The sequence below is a fragment of the Marinobacter zhanjiangensis genome (assembly GCF_014651935.1).
GTDB lineage: Bacteria > Pseudomonadota > Gammaproteobacteria > Pseudomonadales > Oleiphilaceae > Marinobacter > Marinobacter zhanjiangensis.
The window spans coordinates 19156-44830 of record NZ_BMXV01000006.1; the positions used below are offsets into that span (position 1 = coordinate 19156).

General features: G+C 57.8%; 38 protein-coding genes. 30 read left to right on the forward strand and 8 right to left on the reverse strand.

All coding sequences use genetic code 11. The annotated features are described in order from the left end of the window. Positions 1-4: 4 nt before the first annotated feature. The 30 genes from fusA to rplQ all read left to right on the forward strand — a co-directional run bounded on the left by fusA (position 5) and on the right by rplQ (position 17178). Entirely contained in the window at positions 5-2110 is a 2106-nt protein-coding gene (fusA, locus tag IE079_RS13020; protein WP_189577126.1) for an elongation factor G, read from the forward strand. Between the two features lie 35 nt (positions 2111-2145). After that, positions 2146-3342 (forward strand): elongation factor Tu, encoded by a 1197-nt coding sequence (gene tuf / locus IE079_RS13025; RefSeq protein WP_189577106.1) that lies wholly within the window; start codon positions 2146-2148, stop codon positions 3340-3342. Between the two features lie 184 nt (positions 3343-3526). Beyond that, a complete protein-coding gene (rpsJ, locus tag IE079_RS13030) occupies positions 3527-3838 on the forward strand; it encodes a 30S ribosomal protein S10 (RefSeq protein WP_077529290.1) in 312 nt (103 codons plus the stop codon). A 77-nt stretch (positions 3839-3915) separates the two neighbouring features. Then, positions 3916-4554, forward strand: coding sequence for a 50S ribosomal protein L3 (gene rplC, locus IE079_RS13035; protein WP_189577129.1), 639 nt, complete (start codon positions 3916-3918; stop codon positions 4552-4554). An 11-nt stretch (positions 4555-4565) separates the two neighbouring features. Continuing rightward, positions 4566-5171, forward strand: a complete 606-nt coding sequence (rplD, locus tag IE079_RS13040; RefSeq protein ID WP_189577131.1) for a 50S ribosomal protein L4 — start codon at positions 4566-4568, stop codon at positions 5169-5171. Then, entirely contained in the window at positions 5168-5461 is a 294-nt protein-coding gene (rplW, locus tag IE079_RS13045) for a 50S ribosomal protein L23 (RefSeq protein WP_189577133.1), read from the forward strand. Before rplD ends, rplW begins: the two co-directional genes overlap by 4 nt. Before the next feature lie 17 nt (positions 5462-5478). Next, complete coding sequence (gene rplB, locus IE079_RS13050) at positions 5479-6306, forward strand: 50S ribosomal protein L2 (protein WP_189577135.1); 828 nt, start codon at positions 5479-5481, stop codon at positions 6304-6306. Between the two features lie 24 nt (positions 6307-6330). Then, positions 6331-6606 carry a 30S ribosomal protein S19 gene (gene rpsS / locus IE079_RS13055; RefSeq protein ID WP_189577137.1) on the forward strand — a complete coding sequence of 92 codons (276 nt, stop codon included), beginning with the start codon at positions 6331-6333 and terminating at the stop codon, positions 6604-6606. Between the two features lie 17 nt (positions 6607-6623). Continuing rightward, positions 6624-6956, forward strand: coding sequence for a 50S ribosomal protein L22 (rplV, locus tag IE079_RS13060; protein WP_189577139.1), 333 nt, complete (start codon positions 6624-6626; stop codon positions 6954-6956). An 11-nt stretch (positions 6957-6967) separates the two neighbouring features. Further along, positions 6968-7651, forward strand: a complete 684-nt coding sequence (gene rpsC / locus IE079_RS13065) for a 30S ribosomal protein S3 (RefSeq protein WP_189577141.1) — start codon at positions 6968-6970, stop codon at positions 7649-7651. Positions 7652-7663: 12 nt separating this feature from the next. Continuing rightward, positions 7664-8077 carry a 50S ribosomal protein L16 gene (rplP, locus tag IE079_RS13070; RefSeq protein WP_189577143.1) on the forward strand — a complete coding sequence of 138 codons (414 nt, stop codon included), beginning with the start codon at positions 7664-7666 and terminating at the stop codon, positions 8075-8077. Next, positions 8077-8268 (forward strand): 50S ribosomal protein L29, encoded by a 192-nt coding sequence (rpmC, locus tag IE079_RS13075; protein ID WP_008174877.1) that lies wholly within the window; start codon positions 8077-8079, stop codon positions 8266-8268. The genes rplP and rpmC overlap by 1 nt, the downstream gene beginning before the upstream one ends. A gap of 1 nt (position 8269) precedes the next feature. Continuing rightward, positions 8270-8536 carry a 30S ribosomal protein S17 gene (gene rpsQ, locus IE079_RS13080; RefSeq protein ID WP_189577145.1) on the forward strand — a complete coding sequence of 89 codons (267 nt, stop codon included), beginning with the start codon at positions 8270-8272 and terminating at the stop codon, positions 8534-8536. 59 nt (positions 8537-8595) lie between these two features. Beyond that, positions 8596-8964: a 50S ribosomal protein L14 gene (rplN, locus tag IE079_RS13085; RefSeq protein ID WP_091854882.1), complete on the forward strand. Its 369-nt coding sequence runs from the start codon at positions 8596-8598 to the stop codon at positions 8962-8964. 16 nt (positions 8965-8980) lie between these two features. Beyond that, positions 8981-9301 (forward strand): 50S ribosomal protein L24, encoded by a 321-nt coding sequence (rplX, locus tag IE079_RS13090; RefSeq protein ID WP_189577146.1) that lies wholly within the window; start codon positions 8981-8983, stop codon positions 9299-9301. 14 nt (positions 9302-9315) lie between these two features. Continuing rightward, on the forward strand, positions 9316-9855 hold the full coding sequence (gene rplE / locus IE079_RS13095; protein ID WP_189577148.1) for a 50S ribosomal protein L5: 540 nt from the start codon (positions 9316-9318) through the stop codon (positions 9853-9855). Between the two features lie 12 nt (positions 9856-9867). Next, positions 9868-10173, forward strand: a complete 306-nt coding sequence (rpsN, locus tag IE079_RS13100; RefSeq protein ID WP_189577151.1) for a 30S ribosomal protein S14 — start codon at positions 9868-9870, stop codon at positions 10171-10173. 85 nt (positions 10174-10258) lie between these two features. Next, positions 10259-10651 carry a 30S ribosomal protein S8 gene (rpsH, locus tag IE079_RS13105; protein WP_189577153.1) on the forward strand — a complete coding sequence of 131 codons (393 nt, stop codon included), beginning with the start codon at positions 10259-10261 and terminating at the stop codon, positions 10649-10651. A gap of 9 nt (positions 10652-10660) precedes the next feature. Next, positions 10661-11194 (forward strand): 50S ribosomal protein L6, encoded by a 534-nt coding sequence (gene rplF, locus IE079_RS13110; protein ID WP_189577155.1) that lies wholly within the window; start codon positions 10661-10663, stop codon positions 11192-11194. Positions 11195-11203: 9 nt separating this feature from the next. Beyond that, positions 11204-11551: a 50S ribosomal protein L18 gene (gene rplR, locus IE079_RS13115; RefSeq protein ID WP_189577157.1), complete on the forward strand. Its 348-nt coding sequence runs from the start codon at positions 11204-11206 to the stop codon at positions 11549-11551. 12 nt (positions 11552-11563) lie between these two features. Then, on the forward strand, positions 11564-12064 hold the full coding sequence (gene rpsE, locus IE079_RS13120; protein ID WP_189577159.1) for a 30S ribosomal protein S5: 501 nt from the start codon (positions 11564-11566) through the stop codon (positions 12062-12064). A 4-nt stretch (positions 12065-12068) separates the two neighbouring features. Further along, positions 12069-12254: a 50S ribosomal protein L30 gene (gene rpmD / locus IE079_RS13125; RefSeq protein ID WP_092016150.1), complete on the forward strand. Its 186-nt coding sequence runs from the start codon at positions 12069-12071 to the stop codon at positions 12252-12254. Between the two features lies 1 nt (position 12255). Then, complete coding sequence (gene rplO, locus IE079_RS13130) at positions 12256-12690, forward strand: 50S ribosomal protein L15 (RefSeq protein WP_189577161.1); 435 nt, start codon at positions 12256-12258, stop codon at positions 12688-12690. Positions 12691-12707: 17 nt separating this feature from the next. Beyond that, positions 12708-14027, forward strand: coding sequence for a preprotein translocase subunit SecY (gene secY, locus IE079_RS13135; RefSeq protein ID WP_189577163.1), 1320 nt, complete (start codon positions 12708-12710; stop codon positions 14025-14027). 33 nt (positions 14028-14060) lie between these two features. After that, positions 14061-14174 carry a 50S ribosomal protein L36 gene (gene rpmJ / locus IE079_RS13140; RefSeq protein ID WP_004580765.1) on the forward strand — a complete coding sequence of 38 codons (114 nt, stop codon included), beginning with the start codon at positions 14061-14063 and terminating at the stop codon, positions 14172-14174. Positions 14175-14313: 139 nt separating this feature from the next. Beyond that, positions 14314-14670: a 30S ribosomal protein S13 gene (gene rpsM / locus IE079_RS13145; protein WP_189577166.1), complete on the forward strand. Its 357-nt coding sequence runs from the start codon at positions 14314-14316 to the stop codon at positions 14668-14670. 14 nt (positions 14671-14684) lie between these two features. Continuing rightward, positions 14685-15074 carry a 30S ribosomal protein S11 gene (rpsK, locus tag IE079_RS13150; RefSeq protein WP_004580767.1) on the forward strand — a complete coding sequence of 130 codons (390 nt, stop codon included), beginning with the start codon at positions 14685-14687 and terminating at the stop codon, positions 15072-15074. A 15-nt stretch (positions 15075-15089) separates the two neighbouring features. Next, complete coding sequence (gene rpsD, locus IE079_RS13155; RefSeq protein ID WP_189577168.1) at positions 15090-15710, forward strand: 30S ribosomal protein S4; 621 nt, start codon at positions 15090-15092, stop codon at positions 15708-15710. A 34-nt stretch (positions 15711-15744) separates the two neighbouring features. After that, the gene (locus IE079_RS13160; RefSeq protein WP_189577170.1) at positions 15745-16749 is read left to right on the forward strand and encodes a DNA-directed RNA polymerase subunit alpha; all 1005 of its coding nucleotides are present in this window, start codon (positions 15745-15747) and stop codon (positions 16747-16749) included. 33 nt (positions 16750-16782) lie between these two features. Next, positions 16783-17178 carry a 50S ribosomal protein L17 gene (gene rplQ / locus IE079_RS13165; protein WP_189577172.1) on the forward strand — a complete coding sequence of 132 codons (396 nt, stop codon included), beginning with the start codon at positions 16783-16785 and terminating at the stop codon, positions 17176-17178. 120 nt (positions 17179-17298) lie between these two features. On the opposite strand, the gene IE079_RS13170 is transcribed toward rplQ, so the two are convergent. From IE079_RS13170 to IE079_RS13205, 8 genes are all read right to left on the reverse strand, one after another. Further along, positions 17299-18153, reverse strand: coding sequence for an alpha/beta hydrolase (locus IE079_RS13170; protein ID WP_189577174.1), 855 nt, complete (start codon positions 18151-18153; stop codon positions 17299-17301). Next, a complete protein-coding gene (locus IE079_RS13175; RefSeq protein WP_189577176.1) occupies positions 18123-20006 on the reverse strand; it encodes an Lnb N-terminal periplasmic domain-containing protein in 1884 nt (627 codons plus the stop codon). Before IE079_RS13175 ends, IE079_RS13170 begins: the two co-directional genes overlap by 31 nt. A 100-nt stretch (positions 20007-20106) precedes the next feature. Then, positions 20107-20568: a DUF3015 domain-containing protein gene (locus IE079_RS13180; protein WP_189577178.1), complete on the reverse strand. Its 462-nt coding sequence runs from the start codon at positions 20566-20568 to the stop codon at positions 20107-20109. A 170-nt stretch (positions 20569-20738) separates the two neighbouring features. Next, positions 20739-21440, reverse strand: a complete 702-nt coding sequence (locus IE079_RS13185; RefSeq protein ID WP_189577180.1) for an ABC transporter ATP-binding protein — start codon at positions 21438-21440, stop codon at positions 20739-20741. Positions 21441-21443: 3 nt separating this feature from the next. Beyond that, positions 21444-22199, reverse strand: a complete 756-nt coding sequence (gene livG / locus IE079_RS13190; protein WP_189577182.1) for a high-affinity branched-chain amino acid ABC transporter ATP-binding protein LivG — start codon at positions 22197-22199, stop codon at positions 21444-21446. A gap of 3 nt (positions 22200-22202) precedes the next feature. Continuing rightward, complete coding sequence (locus IE079_RS13195) at positions 22203-23474, reverse strand: high-affinity branched-chain amino acid ABC transporter permease LivM (RefSeq protein ID WP_189577184.1); 1272 nt, start codon at positions 23472-23474, stop codon at positions 22203-22205. Beyond that, positions 23474-24397, reverse strand: a complete 924-nt coding sequence (gene livH / locus IE079_RS13200; RefSeq protein ID WP_189577186.1) for a high-affinity branched-chain amino acid ABC transporter permease LivH — start codon at positions 24395-24397, stop codon at positions 23474-23476. The genes IE079_RS13195 and livH overlap by 1 nt, the downstream gene beginning before the upstream one ends. Before the next feature lie 83 nt (positions 24398-24480). Beyond that, positions 24481-25596: a branched-chain amino acid ABC transporter substrate-binding protein gene (locus IE079_RS13205; RefSeq protein ID WP_189577188.1), complete on the reverse strand. Its 1116-nt coding sequence runs from the start codon at positions 25594-25596 to the stop codon at positions 24481-24483. Positions 25597-25675: the final 79 nt, after the last annotated feature.

Genomic DNA, 25675 nt, shown 5'->3' on the forward strand with positions numbered 1-25675 from the left:
TACAGTGGCACGAAAGACTCCAATCAAACGATACAGAAACATCGGTATCTGTGCCCACGTGGATGCGGGTAAAACCACAACCACCGAGCGGGTACTGTTCTACACCGGTATCTCCCACAAGATCGGTGAAGTGCACGATGGCGCGGCTACCATGGACTGGATGGAGCAGGAGCAGGAGCGGGGCATTACCATCACCTCCGCCGCTACCACCTGTTTCTGGCAGGGCATGGACAAGCAGTACGACGAGCACCGTATCAACATCATCGATACGCCGGGACACGTTGACTTCACCATCGAGGTGGAGCGGTCCCTGCGGGTTCTCGACGGTGCCGTGGTCGTATTCTGTGGCTCCTCCGGCGTAGAGCCCCAGTCCGAAACCGTATGGCGTCAGGCCAACAAGTACGAAGTTCCCCGCATGGTGTTCGTCAACAAGATGGACCGTGCCGGTGCTGACTTCCTGCGTGTGGTTGACCAGATCAAGAATCGCCTGGGTGCCAATGCCGTACCCGTTCAGCTGCCGATCGGTGCCGAAGACGAGTTTGCCGGTATCGTCGATCTGATCCGGAACAAGGCGATCTACTGGAACGAAGATGACGCTGGCGCAACCTATGACGAGCGTGATGTTCCCGAGTCCATGGTCGACGAAGTGGCCATGTACCGTGAGCAGATGGTTGAAGCGGCCGCCGAAGCCAACGAAGAGCTGATGGAACGCTACCTTGATGAAGGCGAGCTGAGCATCGAGGACATCAAGAAAGGTCTTCGCATCCGCACACTGGCCAACGAGATCGTCGTTGCGACCTGTGGCTCTGCCTTCAAGAACAAGGGCGTACAGGCCGTTCTGGACTCCGTCATCGAGTTCCTGCCGGCACCGAACGAAGTCAAGGCGATTCGTGGTGAAATCGACGACGAAGGCACCGAGGCTATCCGTGAAGCGGACGACAATGCGCCGTTCGCAGCCCTGGCGTTCAAGATTGCCACCGATCCGTTCGTGGGTACGCTGACCTTCTTCCGGGTTTACTCCGGTAAGCTGGAGTCCGGCAACGCGGTCTACAACTCCGTGAAGCAAAAGAAAGAGCGCGTCGGCCGTATGGTGCAGATGCACTCGAAAGAGCGTCAGGAGATCAAGGAAGTACTGGCTGGCGATATTGCCGCAGCGATCGGTCTCAAGAACGTCACCACCGGCGACACCCTTTGTGACGAGAACAACAAGATTGTTCTGGAGCGCATGGAGTTCCCGGAGCCGGTTATTTCCGTAGCCGTTGAACCGAAGTCCAAGGCGGACCAGGAAAAGATGGGCGTAGCCCTGGGCAAGCTGGCCCAGGAAGACCCGTCGTTCCGCGTTCGTACCGACGAAGAGTCTGGTCAGACCATCATTTCCGGTATGGGCGAGCTGCACCTGGACATCATCGTTGACCGCATGAAGCGTGAGTTCAAGGTAGAAGCCAACATTGGCAAGCCCCAGGTGGCCTACCGCGAGCGCATTCGCAAGGCGGTGGACGTCGAGGGCAAGTTTGTTCGCCAGTCAGGCGGTCGTGGTCAGTATGGTCACGTCAAGATCAAGCTCGAGCCGCTGCCTCTGGACGAGGAAGATGGCGAGAACTTTATCTTTGAGAATCAGATCGTGGGCGGTGTGGTTCCCAAGGAATACATCCCGGCGGTTCAGCAGGGTATTGAAGAGCAGATGCAGAACGGCTGTTTGGCCGGCTATCCGCTGCTGCGCATCAAGGCCATCCTGTATGACGGTTCGTTCCACGAAGTCGACTCCAATGAGATGGCGTTCAAGGTAGCGGGCTCCATGGCCATGAAGAAAGGCGCACTGGAAGCCGACCCGGCAATCCTCGAGCCGATCATGAAGGTCGAGTGCGTTACCCCCGAAGAATACATGGGTGACGTGGTTGGTGACCTTAACCGTCGTCGGGGCGTTGTCCTGGGTATGGATGAAGGTCCTGCAGGCAAGGTCATCCGTGCCGAGGTTCCGTTGTCGGAGATGTTCGGTTACGCCACAGATCTGCGTTCAGCAACGCAGGGCAGGGCGTCTTACGCAATGGAGTTTGCCGGTTATTCCGAAGCTCCCTCGAACATTGCCGAAGCGATCATTAAAAAGGGTTGATCCCCAGGACTTGAGAAACAGGAAGAGGTATAACCGTGTCTAAAGCAAAATTTGAACGTAACAAACCGCACCTGAACGTGGGCACCATTGGTCACGTTGACCATGGCAAGACCACGCTCACGGCGGCACTGACTCGCGTATGTCACGAAGTGTGGGGTACTGGTTCTGCAAGCGCATTCGACTCGATCGATAACGCACCGGAAGAGAAAGCGCGTGGTATCACCATCGCGACCTCTCACGTTGAGTATGATTCCCCGAACCGTCACTACGCGCACGTAGACTGCCCGGGCCACGCTGACTATGTGAAGAACATGATCACGGGTGCGGCGCAGATGGACGGTGCGATCCTGGTTTGCTCCGCGGCTGACGGCCCCATGCCGCAGACTCGCGAGCACATCCTGCTGTCCCGCCAGGTAGGTGTTCCCTACATTGTCGTGTTCCTGAACAAGGCCGACATGGTAGACGACGAGGAGCTGCTGGAGCTGGTCGAGATGGAGGTTCGCGAACTGCTGAGCCAGTACGACTTCCCGGGCGACGACACGCCGATCATCACTGGCTCCGCGCTGATGGCGCTGGAAGGCAAGGATGACAACGAGATGGGTACTACCGCGGTACAGAAGCTGGTAGAAGCCCTGGACGACTACCTGCCGGAGCCGGAGCGTGCCATCGATCAGCCGTTCCTGATGCCGATCGAGGACGTCTTCTCCATCTCTGGTCGTGGTACGGTTGTGACGGGACGTGTAGAGCGCGGCATCGTCAAGACCGGCGACGAAGTGGAAATTATCGGTATCAAGGACACCGTCAAGACCGTTGTTACCGGTGTTGAGATGTTCCGCAAGCTGCTCGACGAAGGCCGTGCCGGTGAGAACATCGGTGCGCTGCTGCGTGGCACCAAGCGTGACGACGTAGAGCGTGGCCAGGTACTGGCGGTACCGGGTTCGATCACTCCGCACACCAAGTTCGAGTGCGAAGTGTACGTACTGAGCAAGGACGAGGGCGGTCGTCATACCCCGTTCTTCAAGGGCTACCGTCCGCAGTTCTACTTCCGGACCACTGACGTGACTGGCTCTTGCGAGCTGCCGGAAGGTGTTGAAATGGTAATGCCGGGTGACAACGTGAAAATGTCTGTTACCCTGATCGCTCCGATCGCCATGGAAGATGGCCTGCGCTTCGCGATTCGCGAAGGCGGCCGTACCGTTGGTGCCGGCGTGGTTTCCAAGATCATCGAGTAACAGCTCCGGTGATCCGGAAAAGGGGCTGCTGCGCAGCCCCTTTTTCTGTTCCGCAAGTACGCGTGCTCGGCAATGTTTGGCAGATCTATAGCTGCTTGACACTGCTGGGTATTATGCATACAATGCGGCTCCTTTTTTTGAAGGTCGGCTAACAGTAGCTGTTACTAGTGGAGTTTGGTGCATCATGCAAAGCCAAAAGATTCGAATCCGGTTGAAGGCGTTTGATTATCGCCTTATCGACCAGTCCACGCAGGAGATCGTCGATACCGCCAAGCGGACCGGCGCCCAGGTGCGTGGACCTATCCCTCTGCCGACGCGGAAGGAAAAGTACACCATCCTGATCTCTCCGCACGTCAACAAGGACGCGCGCGATCAGTATGAAATTCGCACACATAAGCGTTTGCTTGACATTGTTGAGCCGACGGAAAAGACAGTAGATGCTTTGATGAAGCTGGATCTGGCAGCAGGTGTAGACGTTCAGATCAGCCTCGGCTAATACCAGCCTGGTATTGGTCAGTGTAACTGTCCTAAGGCCATAGAGGGTGCGAGCCCCGTACACTATAGAGGTGAAACATGGCAATTGGTGTAGTCGGTCGTAAGGCCGGAATGACCCGTATTTTTACGGAAGACGGGCAAGCAGTGCCCGTAACGGTAATTGAGGTTGAATCCAACCGCATTACCCAACTGAAAACCCTCGAAAGCGATGGCTATCGTGCCGTTCAGGTAACTGTTGGCAACCGTCGCCCCTCCCGGGTATCCAAGGCCCAGTCCGGTCACTACGCGAAGGCGGGTGTCGAGGCTGGTCGTGGTCTGTGGGAGTTCCGTCTTGCCGATGACGAAGGCGACGAACTCCAGGCCGGTGGCGAGATCACCGTCTCCGTCTTTGAAGATGGCCAGACCGTGGATGCCACAGCCCACTCCAAGGGTAAGGGTTTCCAGGGTGGCGTGAAGCGCTGGAACTTCTCCATGCAGGACGCCACTCACGGTAACTCCCTGTCCCACCGTGCTCCGGGTTCCATTGGTCAGAACCAGACCCCGGGTAAGGTATTCAAGGGCAAGAAGATGGCCGGTCAGATGGGCAACAAGCAGGTAACCACCCAGAATCTGGAAGTGGTTCGTGTTGATGCCGAGCGCAATCTGCTGCTGGTCCGCGGCGCTGTTCCCGGTGCTACCGGTGGCAACGTGATCATCAAGCCTGCAGTTAAAGCCTGAGGAGCGGTGCGATGGAATTGACAATTACAGGTAGCGGTCAGGGAATTTCGGTTTCCGATGCCGCGTTCGCCAAAGAATTCAACGAGTCGTTGGTTCACCAGGTCGTCACCGCCTACATGGCTGGTGGCCGTCAGGGTACCAAGGCTCAGAAAACCCGTTCTGAAGTCAGCGGCGGTGGCAAGAAGCCGTGGCGTCAGAAGGGTACGGGCCGCGCCCGTGCCGGCACCATCCGTAGCCCGATCTGGCGCTCCGGTGGCGTAACCTTCGCCGCCAAGCCCCGTGGCTTCGAGCAGAAGGTGAACCGGAAGATGTACCGCGCGGCAATGCAGTCCATTTTTTCCGAGCTGGTTCGTCAGGAGCGTCTGGTCCTGGTTGACGACATTAATGTCGACACCCCGAAGACCAAGGCATTCAACGAAAAGCTGAAGGGTCTGGGCGTCAGCAATGCCCTGATTCTTGCCGAGAATGTAGAGCAGAACCTTCATCTGGCGTCCCGCAATATTCCGCACATCGACGTGCGCGACGTTGCAGGCCTTGATCCGGTAAGCCTGGTTGCCTTTGAGAAGGTTGTGGTTACCGTTCCGGCTCTTAAGAAGATCGAGGAGATGCTGGGATGAATCAGGAACGTATCTACAAGGTTCTTCTGGGACCTCACGTATCAGAAAAGACGTCTCTGGCTGCCGAGAGCAACCACGTTGTCTTCCGGGTCGCCCCGGACGCAAGCAAACCGGAGATCAAGAAAGCCGTTGAACAGCTGTTCAACGTCACCGTCGAAGGTGTTCAGGTTCTGAACCGTAAGGGTAAGCTCAAGCGTACCGTTCGCGGCTTCGGCAAGCGTTCTGACATTCGTAAGGCTTATGTGAAGCTTGCGGAAGGTCAGGACATCGATTTTCTGGATGTGGAATAAGGTAAAGGGGTCGTAATATGCCGATCGTCAAAACCAAACCAACATCTGCCGGACGCCGTCACGTTGTAAAGCTTTACAACCCGGACCTCCACAAGGGGCGCCCTTACGAGCCGTTGGTAGAGTCGAAGAGCAAATCGGGTGGTCGTAACCATTTTGGTCGTATCACTACCCGTCACGTTGGTGGTGGCCACAAGCAGCACTACCGCATTATTGATTTCAAGCGGACCAAAGATGGTATCCCGGCGGTTATCGAGCGCCTGGAATACGATCCGAACCGCTCTGCGCACATCGCACTGCTGAAGTATGCTGATGGTGAGCGTCGCTACATTATCGCTCCCAAGGGCGTGCGGATCGGTGACCCTGTTCGCTCCGGTATCGACGCACCGATCAAGGTGGGCTCCACGCTGCCGCTCCGGAACATTCCGGTCGGTTCCGTGATCCACTGCGTCGAACTCAAGCCTGGCAAAGGTGCCCAGCTGGCTCGCTCCGCGGGCGCATCCGTACAGCTGGTTGCAAGGGAGGGGGCATATGCCACCATCCGCCTGCGTTCAGGTGAAATGCGTAAGGTGCTTGTAGAGTGCCGTGCAACGCTGGGTGAAGTATCCAACAGCGAGCACACTCTCAAGCAGCTTGGTAAAGCGGGTGCATCACGTTGGCGCGGCAAAAGGCCAACAGTACGTGGTGTTGCTATGAACCCAGTTGACCACCCACATGGTGGTGGTGAAGGGCGTACCTCTGGCGGGCGTCACCCGGTTACTCCGTGGGGTGTTCCGACCAAAGGGCATAAGACTCGTAAGAACAAGCGTACTGACAAGATGATAGTACGTCGTCGTTCGGCCAAGTAAAACGACTACATAGAGGTAATTGCTGTGCCACGTTCTTTGAAGAAAGGTCCTTTTATAGACCTGCATCTGATGAAGAAGGTCGAAACAGCTCTGGAAGCGAACGACAAGCGGCCGATCAAGACCTGGTCCCGTCGTTCCACGATCTTTCCGGAGTTCGTTGGTTTGACCATTGCAGTCCACAACGGCAAGCAACACGTGCCCGTCTATGTGACCGAAGATATGGTTGGTCACAAGCTGGGCGAGTTCGCGGCAACGCGTTCTTACCGTGGTCATGCAGCCGACAAGAAAGCTAAACGCTGATTGTGAGGGGAAACGAAATGGAAGTAGCAGCCAAGTACAAGGGCGCTCGCCTCTCTGCTCAGAAAGCACGTCTTGTCGCTGACCAGGTACGTGGGAAGGCAGTTGAGGACGCCCTTAACATTCTGACTTTCAGCCCGAAGAAGGCATCGGTGATCATCAAGAAAGCTCTTGAGTCCGCCATTGCCAACGCTGAGCATAACGAAGGTCTGGACGTAGATGATCTGCGGGTTTCCACCGTCATGGTGGATGAAGGTCCGACGCTCAAGCGGATCAAGGCTCGAGCCAAGGGGCGCGCTGACCGCATTTTGAAGCGCACCTGTCATATCACCGTCAAGGTCGCCGACAAGTAGGAGATGCTCAGATGGGTCATAAAGTAAATCCGACCGGCATGCGCCTGGGAGTTGTCAAAGAGCACAACTCCGTCTGGTATGCCGAGAAGAAGGACTATGCAAAAAAACTGCTGAATGACATCCAGGTCCGTACGTTCCTGGAAAAGCGCCTGGCCAAGGCGTCAGTCAGCAAGATTGTGATCGAGCGCCCTGCTCAGAACGCCCGTATCACGATCCACACCGCCCGCCCCGGTATTGTTATCGGCAAGAAGGGTGAAGATGTTGACCGTCTGCGTCGCGAAGTCGGCGAACTGATGGGAGTGCCTGTGCACATCAACATCGAAGAAGTCCGCAAGCCGGATCTGGATGCCAAGCTGGTAGCGCAAAACGTTGCCGGTCAGCTCGAGCGTCGTGTGATGTTCCGTCGTGCCATGAAGCGCGCGGTTCAGAATGCCATGCGTCAGGGCGCCAAGGGCATCAAGATCCAGGTTGGTGGTCGTCTCGGGGGCGCCGAAATTGCCCGTTCCGAGTGGTACCGTGAAGGTCGCGTTCCGTTGCACACATTGCGTGCAGACATTGATTACGCCACCTACGAAGCGAAAACCACCTACGGCATCATCGGCGTAAAGGTATGGATCTTCAAGGGTGAGATTCTTGGTGGCATGGACGAGGTCCGCGCTGACAAGAATGCCTCTCGCAAGAAAGGTTCCAAGTAAAGGGGCACTCGTATGCTGCAGCCAAAACGCACCAAATTCCGAAAGGTAATGAAAGGCCGTAACACCGGTCTTGCTCATCGCGCCAATAAAGTGAGCTTCGGTGAATACGGATTGAAAGCGACAACCCGTGGGCGTATAACAGCACGCCAGATAGAAGCGGCCCGTCGGACCATGACGCGTCGTATCAAGCGGGGTGGAAAGATCTGGATCCGGGTGTTCCCGGACAAGCCGATCTCCAGCAAACCGCTTGAAGTTCGTATGGGTAAAGGTAAGGGTTCTGTCGAGTACTGGGTAGCGGAGATCCAGCCAGGTCGTATGCTCTACGAAATGGAAGGGGTCCCGGAAGACGTGGCGCGTGATGCGTTCACTCTTGCCGCTGCCAAGCTGCCCGTTCAGACAACCTTTGTAACGAGGACGGTGATGTGATGAAAGCAACAGAGCTGCGTGAGAAATCAGTCGAAGAGCTGAATAAAGAGCTGATCGACCTCCTGAAGGAGCAGTTCAACCTGCGTATGCGCAAGGCGACAGGTCAGCTGAATCAGAGTCACCTTCTCGGCAAGGTGAAGCGCGACATCGCACGCGTGAAAACAGTATTGAACGAAAAGGCAGGACAGTAACATGACTGAAGCTACCAAAACTGCCAGAACTCAAACCGGCAAGGTCGTGAGCAACAAGATGGAAAAGTCCATCGTTGTTCTGGTGGAGCGTCAGGTGAAGCACCCGCTTTATGGCAAGTACGTAAAGCGCTCCACCAAGATTCAGGCTCATGACGAACAGAACGAGTGCAATATCGGTGATCTGGTAACGATCCAGGAAACCCGCCCAGTCTCTAAAAACAAGAGTTGGGCTCTGGTTGAAGTCACCGAGCGCGCTTCCAAGGTGTAACTCGCCCGGACGGTGAGTCTTGTCGAAACTGCAATAGTGGTTTCTGCTGGAGAATAACCATGATTCAGACTCAAACAATGCTTGAAGTCGCGGACAACAGTGGTGCGCGCCAAGTGCAGTGCATCAAGGTCCTGGGCGGTTCACACCGGCGTTACGCCAGGGTGGGGGATATCATCAAGGTGACCGTCAAGGAAGCCATCCCCCGCGGCAAGGTGAAGAAGGGCCAGGTCCTCAATGCTGTTGTCGTGCGTACCCGTAAGGGTGTGCGTCGTCCGGACGGGTCACTGATCCGCTTTGACGGCAACGCGGCAGTACTTCTTAACAACCAGGACGCGCCCATCGGTACCCGTATCTTCGGGCCGGTAACACGCGAACTGCGTAACGAGAAGTTTATGAAAATTATCTCACTGGCACCCGAAGTACTGTAAGGACTAGAGGCCGGTTATGAAAAAGATCAAACGAGATGACGAAGTCATCGTGACCACGGGTAAAGACAAGGGTAAGCGCGGCAAGGTCCTGAAGGTTCAGGACGACGGTCGCCTGGTGGTTTCTGGCATCAACATGATGAAGAAACACACCAAGCCGAACCCCATGGTGGGTACCCCGGGTGGCATCGTCGAGAAAGAAGCGCCTATTCAGGCTTCCAACGTGGCTATTTTTAATCCGCAGACCGGCAAGGCCGATCGCGTAGGCTTCCAGATCAAGGAAGACGGCGCCAAAGTGCGGATCTTCAAGTCCACGAATGAAGCTGTCGATAACCAGTAAGGGTGGTGGTTACGATGCTTAACATGAAAGAGCAATACGGTAAGGAAGTGATACCGGCTCTGCAGAAAGAGTTCAGCTACAAGAACGTCATGCAGATTCCGCGTATCGAAAAGATCACCCTGAACATGGGTGTTGGCGAAGCGGTTGGTGACAAGAAGCTGATCGAGAACGCCGTTGCAGATCTTGAGCGTCTGGCAGGCCAGAAGCCTGTTGTGACCAAGGCACGGAAATCCGTTGCTGGCTTCAAGATCCGTGAAGGTTGGCCCATTGGTTGTAAAGTGACTCTGCGTGGTGAGCGCATGTGGGACTTCTTTGATCGCCTGGTTCACATCGCGATTCCTCGCGTTCGTGACTTCCGCGGTCTCAATCCGAAGTCCTTCGATGGTCGTGGAAACTACAGCATGGGTGTGCGTGAGCAGATCATCTTCCCGGAAATCGACTACGACAAGGCCGACAAGATCCGGGGCCTGGATATCACCATCACCACCACCGCTGGAACCGATGATGAAGGCCGCGAACTGCTGAAAGCCTTTGGCTTTCCGTTCAAGAGATAAGGAACGAGTGACATGGCAAAGGTTTCCATGAAGAACCGTGAGCTGAAGCGCGAAAAGACGGTACAGAAGTACGCCGCCAAACGCGCCGAGCTCAAGGCGATTATCAAGAACCCGAATACCAGCGATGAAGAACGTTGGGACGCACAGATGAAGCTGCAACAGCTTCCTCGCGATGCCAGCCCCTCACGTCTTCGCAATCGTTGCCAGGTTACTGGTCGTCCTCACGGCGTCCTGCGCAAGTTCGAGCTTTCACGGATCAAACTCCGTGAGCACGGCATGCGTGGCGATGTCCCGGGCCTGACCAAGTCTAGCTGGTAAGGGTCACTGCGACTAATCGCGGTGATCGTTGGTAAGCGGTGCGGCGCGCCGCTGCACAACTAAAAAGATCAGGAGACTCATACCAATGAGTATGCAAGATACGCTTGCGGATATGTTGACTCGTATTCGTAATGCACAGATGGCACAGAAGGCCGACGTGGCCATGCCGTCTTCCAAAATGAAGGCCTCAGTAGCCCAGGTCCTGAAGGACGAAGGCTATGTGGAGGATTTTTCCGTCTCAGCTGACGCCAAGCCGGAACTGACCATTACCCTCAGATATTTCGGCGGCAAGCCGGTTATCGAGGAGATTCAGCGTGTCAGCCGCCCAAGTCTGCGGCAGTACAACGGCGCTGGTTCCCTGCCCAAAGTTGCAGGTGGTCTTGGGGTCGCTATCGTGTCTACGTCCAAGGGCGTTATGACCGACCGCGCTGCACGTGCTGCCGGCGTGGGTGGCGAAGTCATCTGCACCGTATTTTAGGAGAAAGACATGTCCAGGGTTGCCAATAATCCTGTCGTGCTGCCTTCCGGTGTTGAGGTTAAGCTGAACGGACAGGACATTAACGTAAAGGGCTCCAAGGGAGCGCTTGATTTCACCATTCACCAGGCGGTGGAAGTTACCCAGGAAGACAATATCCTGCGGTTTGCTCCCCGTGATGGTGCCAAACAGTCCCGCGCTCTTGCTGGCACGACCCGTGCGCTGGTTAACAACATGGTCACCGGTGTGTCCAACGGGTTCGAGCGCAAGCTCAACCTGACCGGCGTCGGTTACCGGGCGCAGGCTCAGGGCAAGAAACTCAACCTGACACTGGGTTTCTCACACCCGGTTGAGTATGAGCTGCCCGAGGGGGTCACCGCTGAAACGCCGTCCAATACAGAGGTTGTTATCCGCGGGATCGACAAGCAACAGGTTGGCCAGGTCGCTGCTGAAGTCCGCGCGTTCCGTCCGCCCGAGCCTTACAAGGGCAAAGGTGTGCGTTACTCGGATGAGCAGGTCAGACGCAAAGAAGCCAAGAAGAAATAAGGCGGGACTATGAGCGCGAATACTGAAAGATTGCGTCGCGCACGCAAGGTGCGCATGAAAATCCGTAAGCTGGGCACTGACCGCCTCTGTGTACACCGTACACCGCGGCATATGTATGCCCAGGTCACCACCGCAGATGGCAGCAAGGTAATTGCTTCTGCCTCGACGCTGGACAAAGATCTGCGTCAGGGTGCTACGGGTAATGTGGATGCAGCCACCAAGGTGGGCCAGCTGATTGCTGAGCGCGCCAAGGCTGCTGGTGTCGAAAAGGTCGCTTTTGACCGGTCCGGTTACCGTTACCATGGTCGCGTCCAGGCCCTGGCCGACGCCGCCCGTGAAGCTGGCTTGCAATTCTAAGAGGTGGAGAAGATGAGCGTTAACGAACAGAAGGCGCCTGAGCTCCAGGAAAAGCTGGTTCAGGTTAACCGCGTAGCCAAGGTGGTTAAGGGCGGTCGTATCTTTGCCTTCACTGCACTGACTGTAGTGGGTGATGGCAAGGGCCGTGTAGGCTTCGGTCGTGGCAAGGCCCGGGAAGTCCCGGTTGCCATCCAGAAGGCCATGGAAGCTGCGCGCAAAAATATGGTGGACGTTGCTCTCGACGGCAACACCCTGCAGTATCCGGTACGGGCACAGCATGGCGGCTCCAAGGTCTACATGCAGCCGGCTTCCGAAGGTACCGGTATCATCGCCGGTGGTGCGATGCGTGCGGTAATGGAAGTGGCAGGTGTTCAGAACGTACTGTCCAAGTGCTACGGGTCTACCAACCCGGTGAACGTGGTACGTTCCACCATCAAGGGTCTCCAGGCCATGAATGCGCCTGAAGATGTTGCAGCCAAGCGCGGCAAGACCGTGGAAGATATTCTGGGTTGAAGTCATGGCGAACAAGACAATCAAAGTAACACTGACCCGCAGCCCGATAAGCTGTCAGCCCAAGCACAAACTGTGTGTCAAGGGTCTGGGTCTTCGTAAAATCGGTCATACCGTGGAAGTGGAAGATACACCGTCCATCCGTGGCATGATCAACCGGGTGAATTACCTGGTACGGGTCGAGGAGAACTAGGATGCGTCTGAACGAACTTAGTCCGGAACCGGGTTCACGCCCGTCCGCCAAGCGCGTCGGTCGTGGTATCGGTAGTGGCCTGGGCAAGACCGGTGGTCGTGGCCACAAGGGTCTGAAGGCCCGCTCCGGCGGCTCCGTCTCTCCGGGGTTCGAGGGTGGTCAGCAGCCGCTGGCCCGTCGTCTGCCGAAGTTTGGCTTCACCTCCCGCCAGCAGCGTTATGTCGCGGAAATCCGGCTTAATGAGCTGGCCAAGGTCGACGGCGATGTTGCCGACCTGGAAGCCCTGAAGAAAGCTGACGTGATCCGTGAGGAAATCCGCGTGGCACGTGTCATCCTGTCCGGGGAATTGTCCCGTCCGGTGACTGTCAAGGGTTTGAAGGTGACCAAGGGCGCTCGTGAGGCAATCACTGCCGCGGGTGGCAAAGTCGAAGAATAAGGCGAGTCGAGGACTGCATGGCCAAGACATCATCAACGCCTGCGGGTGCGGGTAAGGGACTGGGAGAGCTGCGTTCGCGGCTCTGGTTTGTGGTCCTGGCGCTGCTGATCTATCGGATCGGCGCGCATATTCCGGTCCCGGGTATCAATCCGGATCGCCTGGCGGCACTGTTTGATCAGAATCAGGGCACCATCCTGAGTATGTTCAACATGTTCTCCGGTGGTGCGCTTGAGCGGATGAGTATCTTCGCCCTTGGCATCATGCCTTACATCTCGGCGTCCATCATCATGCAATTGATGACGGCGGTGAGCCCCAAGCTTGAGCAACTCAAGAAAGAGGGGGAGTCCGGTCGCCGCAAGATCAGCCAGTACACGCGCTACGGCACTGTGGTGCTGGCCCTGGTTCAGGGTATGGGCATCTCGATGGGACTGGCGTCCCAGGGTGTAACCTTCAACGACAGCTTCAGCTTCCACTTCGTGGCCGTTGTCTCCTTTGTGAGCGGCGCGGTATTCATGATGTGGCTGGGTGAGCAGATCACCGAGCGGGGCATTGGCAACGGGATTTCCCTGCTGATCTTCGCCGGTATCGTTGCTGGCCTGCCCGGCGCGATCGGGCAGACTCTGGAGCAGGCCCGCAGTGGCGAGATGAGCCTTCTGATCGTGCTCGGTATTGGTGTTCTTGCGGTCGCAGTAGTTGGCTTCGTGGTCTTCATGGAGCGGGGCCAGCGACGGCTGACCATCAATTATGCCAAGCGGCAACAGGGTCGCCGGGTGTTTGCCCAGCAGTCCAGTCATTTGCCTTTGAAGGTGAACATGGCGGGTGTTATTCCGCCCATCTTCGCCTCGTCGATCCTGCTGTTCCCGGCGTCCATCGGGCAGTGGTTTGGCCAGGGTGAAGGCATGGAATGGCTGGGCTCACTGTCTCAGGCGCTGGCGCCCAGCCAGCCGCTGTACATCATCCTGTTTGCGGCAGCAGTGGTATTCTTCTGCTTCTTCTATACGGCGCTGATGTATAATCCGAAAGAAGTGGCTGACAACCTGAAGCGTTCCGGAGCCTTTATTCCGGGCATTCGCCCGGGTGAACAGACCGCCAAGTATATTGATGGTGTTCTCACCCGTCTGACGCTCTTCGGTGCGATGTATATTGCAGCGGTATCCCTGTTTCCCCAGCTGTTGATGGTGGCAGGTAATGTTCCGTTCTATCTGGGCGGTACGTCGCTGCTGATCGTGGTAGTCGTGGTAATGGATTTCATGGCCCAGGTGCAATCTCACCTGATGTCCCATCAGTACGAATCACTGATGAAGAAGTCCAACCTCAAGGGCTATGGCCGGGGCTGATTTTTCAGCCCCCATAGAAATCTGGAGTCGACAATGAAAGTACGCGCTTCGGTAAAGAAAATTTGCCGTAACTGCAAAGTAATTCGTCGCAATGGCTCGGTTCGGGTCATCTGCACGGAGCCTCGTCACAAGCAGCGCCAGGGCTGATTCCCAGGGAATCGGTTCGGGTCGCGCGCAGGGCTTGACTGATAGCGCTTGACTCCGTAAGGGGTCAAGCGCTATTATTTCGCGCCCGTTTTGTGGCGGAAAATTCACACAGCAAAGCTTTGAACGCGGAGTAATCTGAATGGCACGTATAGCCGGTGTCAATATACCCGATAACAAACATGCTGCTATCTCGCTGACCTACATCTTCGGTGTTGGCAAGACAGCAGCCCAGAAGCTTTGTGATGCAGCCGGTGTCCAGCAGGACGCCAAGATCAAGGACCTGTCCGACGATCAAGTGGAGTCACTTCGTACTGAAGTGGGCAAGCTGACCGTTGAAGGTGATCTGCGTCGCGAAGTTCAGATGAACATCAAGCGTTTGAAGGATCTCGGTTGTCACCGTGGTCTGCGCCATCGTCACGGCCTTCCGGTTCGTGGCCAGCGCACCAAGACCAACGCGCGCACCCGTAAAGGTCCTCGCAAACCTATTCGAAAGTAAACAGGTAGGCAAACATGGCAAAGCCAGGTACACGTACCCGTAAAAAGGTGAAAAAGACGGTTGTTGATGGCGTCGCGCATATCCACGCGTCCTTCAACAACACGATCGTGACCATTTCCGACCGCCAGGGCAACGTCCTGTCCTGGGCCACGTCCGGTGGTTCCGGTTTCCGTGGGTCACGCAAGAGCACACCTTTTGCTGCGCAGGTAGCAGCTGAAAGAGCCGGTAATGCGGCTGCTGAATACGGCCTTAAAAACCTGGACGTAGAGGTTAAGGGTCCCGGGCCCGGACGTGAATCCGCTGTACGCGCACTCAATGGGTGCGGATACAAGATTACGAACATTACTGATGTGACGCCGATTCCCCATAACGGCTGTCGTCCGCCCAAGAAGCGCCGCGTTTAAAGGAGACAGTTAGATATGGCACGTTACATAGGTCCGAAATGTAAGCTGTCTCGCCGTGAGGGGACAGATCTTTTCCTGAAAAGTGGTGTTCGCGCACTGGATTCAAAGTGCAACATGGAACAGCCACCGGGCATGCACGGCGCGCGCCGTGGCCGTCTGTCCGAATATGGCGTACAGCTCCGCGAGAAACAGAAAGTCCGTCGTATTTACGGCATACTTGAGAAGCAGTTCCGCAATTACTACAAGGAAGCGGCCCGACTGAAGGGCGCGACCGGCGAGAACCTGCTGCAACTGCTGGAAACCCGTCTCGACAACGTGGTTTACCGGATGGGCTTTGGCTCCACGCGAGCAGAATGCCGTCAGCTGGTATCCCACAAGGCGGTTCTGGTAAACGACAAGCCGGTGAACATTCCGTCCTACCAGGTTCGTGCTGGTGACGTGGTGAGCATCCGTGAAAAAGCCAAGAATCAGCTGCGTGTAAGAGGCGCTCTGGAGCTTGCTGCAAGTCGTGCCCCGGTAGAATGGGTCGAGGTTGACGCCAACAAGATGACCGGCACCTTCAAGACGGTACCAGAGCGTACCGAATTGTCGTCGGACATCAACGAGAACCTCATCGTCGAGCTTTACTCCAAGTAAAGTCCATTAGCAACGAGAGCAGATAGGGGCGTCTATGCAGCGTTCAGTACATGAGTTATTGACACCTCGTACCATTGACGTGAAGGAGCTGAGCAGCACTCGCGCCAAGGTGACCCTGGAGCCGCTCGAGCGCGGCTTTGGTCATACCCTGGGCAGTGCGCTGCGCCGTATCCTTTTGTCCTCAATGCCTGGCTGTGCCATCACCGAGGCACAGATCGACGGTGTGCTGCACGAGTACAGCGCCATTGAGGGTGTCCAGGAGGACGTCATTGAGATTCTTCTGAACCTCAAGGGCGTTGCCGTGAAGATGGGCGGGCGTGACGAAGCTGAGGTCTCTCTCAGCAAGAAAGGCCCGGGTGTCGTGACCGCCGGCGATATCGCGCTGGATCATGATGTTGAAGTGACCAATCCGGATCATGTGATCTGTCACCTGAGCGAGAAGGGTGAAGTGAGCATGCGTCTGAAGGTGGTGCGGGGTCGTGGTTATGAGCCCGCCGACCAGCGTGGTCTGGATGAAGACGAGACCCGTGCGATTGGTCGCCTGCAGCTGGACGCTACCTTCAGCCCGGTACGTCGTGTCGCCTACGGGGTTGAAAGTGCCCGTGTAGAGCAACGTACCGACCTGGACAAGCTGGTTATTGACCTGGAGACCAATGGCACCATCGATCCGGAAGAAGCGATTCGCCGGGCCGCTACCATTCTTCAGCAACAGCTGGCCGTCTTTGTCGACTTCGATCACGAAAAAGAGCCGGAGAACGTAGAGGAAGAGGAAGAAATCGATCCTATTTTGCTGCGCCCGGTTGATGATCTGGAGCTGACGGTCCGTTCAGCGAACTGCCTCAAAGCAGAAAACATTTACTACATCGGCGATCTTATCCAGCGGACAGAAGTAGAGCTGCTGAAGACGCCTAACCTGGGCAAAAAGTCGCTTACCGAGATCAAGGACGTACTGGCCTCCCGTGGCCTGTCCCTGGGTATGCGTCTTGACAACTGGCCACCGGCAAGCCTTCGTGGCGATGACCGGGTTCTGGGCGGTTGATCGCCGATTAGTTCGAGTTAAGGAATAAGAGCAATGCGTCATCGTAAGAGTGGTCGTAAGTTCAGCAGGACCAGTGCGCATCGCAAGGCCATGTTTCGGAACATGACTGCGTCACTGGTTGGTCATGAGCTGATCAAAACAACCCTGCCCAAGGCGAAGGAACTTCGTCGGGTAGCGGAGCCGTTGATCACGCTCGCCAAGAATGATTCGGTTGCCAATCGTCGTCTGGCGTTTTCCCGTCTGCGCGACGATGCAGCAGTCGCCAAGCTCTTTGACGAGCTGGGCCCGCGTTACAGCGAGCGTCCGGGTGGCTATCTGCGCATCCTCAAGTGCGGCTTCCGTGCCGGCGATAACGCCCCCATGGCGTTCGTCGAGCTGGTGGGTCGTCCGGTGGATCTTGAAGCCGAAGAGATGGACGACGACGAGTAAGTTTTCTCGTCGAATCCGAAAAAAGCCGGGGGCCACAAGCTCCCGGCTTTTTTTTGTCTGCGCAAAAGAGGAGGCTCGGTCCGGCGAACGGGAAGGTTCGCCGTGGCCAGGCCCGGGTGCCTATCGGTTCGAGGACTCTTCCATAAACCGAAGCAGGGCGTCCTGATACTCTGGCAACATGAAGCTGCCGGCGTGGGGCATGTCGGTCCTGAGGAAGCGCTTGGGCTCCTCAGCGGCCTCGTAGAGGGCCAGGCCATGGTGGATCGGGATGATGCCGTCACGGACACTGTGTATGACCATGACGGGTACCGGGCTTATCTGGTCGATAATCTCCACGCCTTCGTACTGGTCGGTAACCGTCCAGCTCAGTGGTATCTGGAACGGCCATGTCAGCCAGAAACCATCCAGCTTTTCCCGGGCGATGGCGCGATAGCCGGAAAAGGTGCTGTCGGCGATAACGCCGGACAGTGGTGGTTGTTCGCCGCCGGGCACCCATTCACTCGCCAGGGTGATGGCCAGTGCACCTCCGAGGCTCTGGCCCAGCAGATACAGCGGAAGTTCCCCGGTAGCCTTCTCCCGGCCCAGCCAGCGGAGACCCGTCTCGGCATCGTGCAGGGCACCTTCCAGGTCCGGGGAGCCGGTGGACTGCCCGTATCCGCGGTAGTCAATCAGCAGCACATTGTAGCCGGCCTCCGGCAGCCAGGCGACGTTCAGGATATGGCTGCTGATATTCTGTGCGTTACCGTGAAGAAAATAGACATGACCAAGGGCGTCTCCCTTTGCCGGTAGCCACCAGGCGTGGAGGGTCTCGCCATCGGGCGTATCGATCCAGAGTTCATCATGATCCAGTTCCAGGCGGTCCGGTGTGACGTAGACCTGCCGGTCGGGGAAGAAGAACAGACTGGTGCAGCCACTGAGCAGCCCCAGCCCGAACAGTGTGATGATCAGAAGTAGGCGCGGAATCCGAGCTGCCATAGGGTTTCATACCGGTCGTAGTGATGTTTCCGCTCCAGCGAGGCTTTTACGCTGTAGTCGCGCCCCAGGTGCCAGGAGCCTTCCAGGTATAGCCGATCTTCTCGGTGCTGGTCGCTTACAATCCAGGCCTTGCTGCGCACCCCGGTCATCAGGCTGATCTGGTCGCCCTGGTGTAACAGCGACAGGTCAACCCCGGGGGCAATATCGTAACCCCGGCGCATGTGCTTGCTGATCTCCAGGTCGCCGGTGACTATGGCCAGAGCCCTGAGTCCGCTGCCAAGGCGCCAGGTGCCCCCGGCACCCCCTTCCAGGTAGGGGGTGAAGATCCGGTCGCCGTCGGGCATTTCCGAGCGCCGGCCGCCGAAACTCACCTGCCATGAGAGCGGTGTGAAAAACGCATCACGGGGCGTCAGGGAGCGAATACCGACGCCCACCAGCCGTTCCACCTGCACTTCCTGGTGATCGCTGTAGAGCCTTGTGTCCAGGCGCAGAAACTGCAGCTGGGCGCCGGGGCGGTAGCCAGCTGGCGGGTCCAGAAGATCGTGGTACGCGGGGCGCAATGACAGTTCGGTGTAGTGCCGGGCGCCCGTATAGCCGGCACCAACCCCGACCCGCATGGTGTCGTGGCCCTGATCATCCCGTACCTCGGGACGCTCCGGCGGGCCTATGCTGGGCTGATCATCCAGCTGGCTGCGGGCGACCAGCAGGTTGTGGGACAGGGGGGCGGCGAAATCCCTGGGCCAGTCTTCTGCCTGGGTCTGGTGGCGGACATAATCGTAGGTGGCGTCGAGTACGTTTGCCTTCGAGGATTCAGACAGCGACTGCACCTCGGCATCGTCCACCTGAACGTAACCGTTGGCGATGGCCGCGGACAGCTGGCGCTCGTGGCTGTCGAGGCTTTCCAGGGCATGCTCCACCTTGGTGGCAGAGGAAGGGCGATAGGTGACGTCTGCCACCAGGTTACGGTCCACGATCCAACGTATGGTGTCTGACGGGATGGCATGGGTGCTGACCTCGTCGAGCAGTTGGGTGCCGGGGCGGGCGACGTCGATCAGGGCCAGCAGGCGGTAGGCGCAGTTTTCGTCAAAGAAGTAGTAGTCGAAATTGCGGTTCCGTATCTCCCAGGTATGCGCCAGCATCTGGTCGACTTCGTCCTGGGTCAGGTTCAGCTCGTATTCCCACAGATCCCGGTTTTCAATGTCGGAATACACCTTCACCATTTCGTAGTAGGGCCGGACGGAGGTAATCCCGGGATAGCCGCCAACAATGCCCCGGTAAGCAAACAGGATCTCACTGTCGTGCTCCGCCGCATCCGCGGCATAGGAAATGGTGTTGGCCAGAAGCAGGTTGGTTTCGCCGTCTTCCTTTGGTGGATCCAGTCGCAGGAAGGTATGCCCGAACATGGACGATGGACTGTTCAGGTAGGAGGCGGCGAACACCATGGTGACGGCCCGGGTGTTGAGATCTCCTTTCCAGTCATTGAAATCGGTGCAGTTGACCGCCGGTTGCGGTAACTCCAGATGCGAGCGTATCCAGGCATCACGGGCCGGGAACTGGCACCGGGCATGGTCGTTGGGGTCACCGGTTACCGGTGCAGTGATGGCATCGATGGTGGCCTGCAGTTCAGCGCGGGGGTCGCTGTCGCCGTCTTCGGCGAGGAAAAAACTGGCGTCGTCCGCCTGACTGGTGTGCCCGGAACCGAGGGTGTCCGGATGGTAATGGCCCAGAGTGAGCCAGGCATCGGAAGCGGCGAGTTCTGCCAGTTTATCCGGTGTAGGGGTGGATGCGATAGTGCCTGTGGCGGCGGTCAACAGCAGCCCGAAGGTCAGGCCTGGTAGGGTCCGTGGTGGCATGGAAAGTCAGGTCTTGTGGCTGAAAGGCTGCAGTGCAGGCGGTGGATTCGGAATACTGATGACCCGCCCGGGAGGCGGGCCATCGGAGCGCATCAGCGGATTACGCGACGTACTTGCTCAGGCGCTCGTTTTTCTCGAGCAGTGTCACAATGGCGTCTACGGCCTGGTCCGAGGTGGTGTCGGCGTTCGGGAAGACAGACGCGAAGTTGTCCTGCAGCAGTCGGCTGAACTCGCCACGGTCGGCTTCGTCAACACCCAGCAGGACGGCCAGCGTCTCAAGGTTCTCGCCGGAACCGCGGGACATGTCGCGGGCCACCTTGTCGATGTTGCTGTCCATGTACATGGCCATGGACTGGACGGACTCATTGGTCTGGCAGCCCAGCGTGCCGGTGGTCATGCCGAAGGTCTGGTTACCGAAAATGCCATTGGTGGTGGCTGCCAGCACGTGGGGGGCAATGCCGGACTGTCCTTTCCAGACCATGGCACCGACGCCACATCCTGGCTGTGCGAAAGCCATGCTGGATGCGCCGAGAAGAATGGCACCTGCAATCAGTTTTTTCATGTTTTGCTCCTTGATTATCATTTTGCGTCGCTCATAACCGAATGGGCTCCCCTGGAGCCTGCATTCGTACGGTGCAGTCCGAAACCCTGACCGTTCCCGATCAGTATAGTCCAGACTGTTCAAACGCCAAGCTTGTTCATTGATATTTCGGCAGAAATCACGACCGTTTCTCAGCCGCCGAGATAGGCTGCCTGTACGTCAGGGTTGGCGAGCAGGTTGCTACCTGTGTCATGAAGTCTTATGCGTCCTGTCTCCAGAACATAACCGCGGTCGGCGAGCTGCAGTGCCTGATTGGCGTTCTGCTCAACCAGGAACACGGTGATTCCCTCTTCCCGCAATTGGCCGATGATCTCAAAGATCTGTTTGATTACCAGCGGGGCCAGACCCAGGGACGGTTCATCCAGGATCATCATTCGCGGCCTGCTCATCAGGGCCCGGCCGATGGCCAGCATCTGCTGTTCGCCACCGGACATGGTGCCGGCCCGTTGATGCTCCCGCTCCTTCAGGCGCGGGAACAGCTCGTAGACGTGCTCGATACCTTTCTGGTTATCCGTGCGTGAATTGAAGAAGCCCCCCATGAAGAGATTTTCTTCCACCGTCAGGCCGGAGAAGACGCGCCGGCCCTCGGGCACAATGGAAATGCCGGAGCGCATGATGTCGGCCGTGGGCAGGCGGGTGATATCCCGGCCCTCAAGCAGGACCCGACCGGAAGTCGCCTGGGGGTTGCCGCATACGGTCATCAGCAGTGTTGTCTTGCCGGCGCCATTGGCGCCAATCAGTGAGACGATCTCACCCTGTTTTACTTCGAGGGAGACGCCGTGTAGTGCCTCGATCTTGCCGTAGTGGGTATGAACATCTTCCAGTAACAGCATGGGTCAGGCTTCCCCCAGGTAAGCTTTGATAACGTCGTCGTTGTTGCGGATCTCGTCCGGCGTTCCTTGGGCCAGCGGACGGCCCTGGCTGATCACGTTGATGCGGTCGGAAATGCCCATGACCAGGCTCATGTCATGCTCGATCAGTAGCACGGAGACGTTGTAGTCTTCCTTGAGGCTGATGATCAGTTGGTCCAGCTCCCGGGTTTCCGCCGGGTTGAGGCCGGCGGCCGGCTCGTCCAGCATCAACAGGCGGGGCTCGGTGACCATGCAGCGGGCAATCTCCAGGCGCCGCTGCTGACCATAGGCCAGGTTGCCTGCCTCAAGGTTCGACTGCTGCATCAGTCCCACCCGCTCCAGCCAGTAAGCGGCGCGGTCCAGGGCTTTCTGTTCCCGGGCCCGGTAATCGGGGGTGGCAACCAGCCCCGACAGCAGGTTGGTGTTGAGATGCCGATGCTGGGCTACCATCAGGTTTTCCACCACCGTCATGCGGCCAAAAAGCCGCACGTGCTGGAAGGTGCGCACCAGACCCAACCTGGAGATCTTGTAGTCGGGTTTGTTCTGGATTTCCCGGCCCTCGAACAGGATTTTGCCGCCGGTTGGTCTGTAGAACCCGCTCATGCAATTGAAAACCGTGGTCTTGCCAGCGCCATTGGGGCCGATGATCGACACGATCTCATGTTCCTGTACGTCCAGCGATACCTGGTCCACTGCCAGTAGGCCGCCAAACCGCATCGACAGGTTCTGTACTTCCAACATGAATCAGGTCTCCGCCTTCAGTTTGATTTGCCGACGTCGCATGGGCAGCAGGCCCTGGGGCCGCCACACCATCATCAGCACCATGGCGGCGCCGAAGATCAGCATGCGGTATTCGGCAAATTCCCGTGCCAGTTCCGGCAGTATCGTGACCGCTATGGCGGCCAGGATGACTCCCATCTGTGAACCCATGCCACCCAGAACCACAATCGCCAGAATGATGGCCGACTCCAGGAAGACAAACGATTCCGGGCTGATAAAGCCCTGCTTGGAGGCAAACACGGTGCCGGCAAAACCGGCAAAGAAGGCACCAATAGTGAAAGCCGACAGCTTGACCCCGGTTCGGCTGAGGCCCAGTGAGCGGGCAGCGATCTCGTCTTCCCGCAGGGCTTCCCAGGAGCGGCCCACCGGCATGCGCATCAGCCGGCGAATGGCGAATGCGGTGATGATGGCCAGTACCAGTGCGATCAGGTACAGGAAGATAACCTTGTGCTCGCCGGCATAGGCGATGCCAAAGGTTTCGTGGAAAGAAGTGTTGCCTTCCTCTTTTACGCGGCGGCCGAATTCCATGCCGAACAGGGTCGGGTCGGGAATCCCGCCAATGCCGTTGGGCCCGCCGGTGACGCTGGTCCAGTTGTTCAGCAGGATGCGGATAATTTCGCCGAAGCCCAGGGTGACAATGGCCAGGTAGTCACCCCGCAGTCGCAGCACCGGGAACCCCAGTACCAGGCCGAACAGGGCGGCCATAAGGCCGCCAATGGGCAGGGCCATCCAGAAGGAAATGCCCCAGTAATTGGAGAGCAGGGCAAAGGTGTAGGCACCAACCGCGTAGAAGGCGACGTACCCCAGGTCCAGCAGGCCTGCCAGGCCCACCACCACGTTCAGCCCGAGGGCCAGCATGATGTAGATCAGCACCAGGGTGGCCAGATCCACCGAGCCCCGGGAGACAAAGAAGGGCCAGAACAATGCAATGGCAATCAGGACGCCCAGGCCGATGTTCTCCAGACGGACCCGTTTTTCCTGGGGCATGGGCTCTCGGTCTGCCATCGGGTTGAGTTCCGCCAGACCTCCGAGGCCACCCATGATCCGGTCACGGAACAATTGGAACAGGAACACGATAAACGCTGCCACGGCTACGGCTATCCAGGTAAAGGCGCTGGCCCCGTTAACCGTGATCTGTGTGCCCTCGGCAACAAGCTTGAAGCCAAGAATCGGCCACGCGATGATAAGCGTGATCACAGCACAAAAGAAGGCGTGTCGGAAATTGTGGGCGACCATCAAATCTTCTCCACTTCCGGTTTGCCCAGCAGCCCGGTGGGCTTGAACAGCAGGATCAGGATCAGCAGGCTGAAGGAAATCACGTCCTTGTACTCACCGCTGAGATAGCCAGAGGTCATGGCTTCCGCGATGCCCAGAATCAGTCCCCCCAACATGGCGCCCGGAATACTGCCAATGCCGCCGAGAACCGCTGCGGTAAAGGCTTTCAGGCCAGCGATGAAGCCGAACAGAGGGTCCACCGAGCCGTAGTACATGCCCAGCAGCAGGCCGGCGACAGCGGCCAGGGCGGCGCCAATCACAAAGGTGGCCGAGATGATGCGGTTGGTATCAATGCCCAGCAGGTTGGCCATGCCCAGGTCCTGGGATACGGCCCGGCAGGCGCGGCCGATGCGTGAGCGGGAGATAAACAGGGAGAGAGCGGTCATGCAAACGAAGGTGGTGACAAAGATGGTGATCTGTATCCAGGAAACGGACATCTGGAAGCTATCTTCTCCACCGAACCGGAAGCCACCTTCGATCAGGGCCGGAAAGCCGATGTTGCGGGAGCCCTGGGCCAGGTGTACGTAGTTCTGCAGGAAGATGGACATGCCGATTGCGGAAATCAGCGGAATCAGCCGATGCCGGCCCCGCACGGGGCGGTAGGCCACCCGTTCCACCGCCCAGCCCGTGGAGCTGGATACAATCACGGCGCAGATAAGCGCAATAAGGAGCACCAGCGGCACCCAGGCAATGCCGAGCGTGGCCAGGCCGGTAATGGCGATCAGCGCGGTGTACGCGCCAATCATGTAAATCTCGCCATGGGCGAAGTTGATCATGCCGATGATGCCATAGACCATGGTGTAGCCAATGGCGATCAGGGCATAGGTGCTGCCGATGGTCAGCCCGTTGATCAGCTGCTGACAGAAATAAAGCAGGTCTTGCATGGAAGGAACTCTCCGCCAACCTGACCGCAGGTGTCCGTCCCCCGGGCCTGGTCGGCCCGGGGTGCGCCACTTCGGGTTAGGGATTACTGGTTGACGGGCGTCTTGCTGCCGTCAGCGTGCCATTCGTAAACCACAAACTCGAAGGATTCCATGTCACCCTTGTCGTCGTATCTGACGGTACCGATGGGCGTCTCGAAGGATCCTTCGCGCAGGGCGTCGGCTACCTCGAAGGGATCTGTGGAGCCGGCCTGCTCTATGCCCTCGGCGATCAGCTGCACGGCGGTATAGGAGGTCAGCACGAACGGCCCCGAGGGGTCCTCACCTGCCTCTTCGAACGCCTGTACCAGTTCCTGGTTTTCTTCCTTCTCGTCAAAGCTGGGCGGCAGGGTCACCAAAAGGCCTTCAGCGGCATCGCCGGCGATGGTGTTGATGTCCTTGTTGCCGACGCCTTCAGGGCCCATGAAGGTGGCGTCCAGCTCCGCCTGTTGTGCCTGGCGCAGGATCAGCCCGAGTTCCGGGTGGTAGCCGCCGTAATAGACATAGTCGACATCGGCCTGCCTGAGTTTGGTGACCAGGGAGGAAAAGTCCTTGGCACCGGCGGTAATGCCTTCGAACATCACCACGTTGACGCCGGCCTCTTCAAGGGTATCGCGAACCTCGGTGGCGATGCCTTCCCCGTACTGTTGTTTGTCGTGAACCACGGCCACCCGCTTCGGGTCGAGGGAAATCAGGTGGTTGGCGGCGGCCGGGCCCTGCATGCTGTCCAGCCCGATGGTGCGGAATACCAGTTCGTAGCCGCGTTCGGTGATCGCCGGGCTGGTGGAGGCGGGGGTAATCATGAGTATGCCCTCGTCCTCATAAATGTCGGACGCCGGCTGGGTCGAACTCGAGCACAGGTGGCCGACAACAAAGCTGACCCCTTCATTGATCATGTTGTTGGCGACACTGACGGCCTGTTTGGGGTCGCATACGTCGTCCATCTCGACGGCCTCAAGCATTTCGCCGTCGACACCACCATCGGCATTGATCTGCTTGATGGCCATGCGCGCGCCGGAAAATTGCATGTCGCCATACTGAGCGACGGGGCCTGTCACGGGGCCGGCAATGCCGATCTTGATTTCCGCCAGTACAGACGCGGGAAGAACGATCGCGGCGGAGATGCCGGTCGCCAGGGCTAGTTTGGTGAAATTCCTGATCATGTGAAGCTCCTGCCAGTTGTGATTTTTTTCTTGGTTGACAACGGATTAAACAAACACCACCTGATCTTCCCTGTCAAGG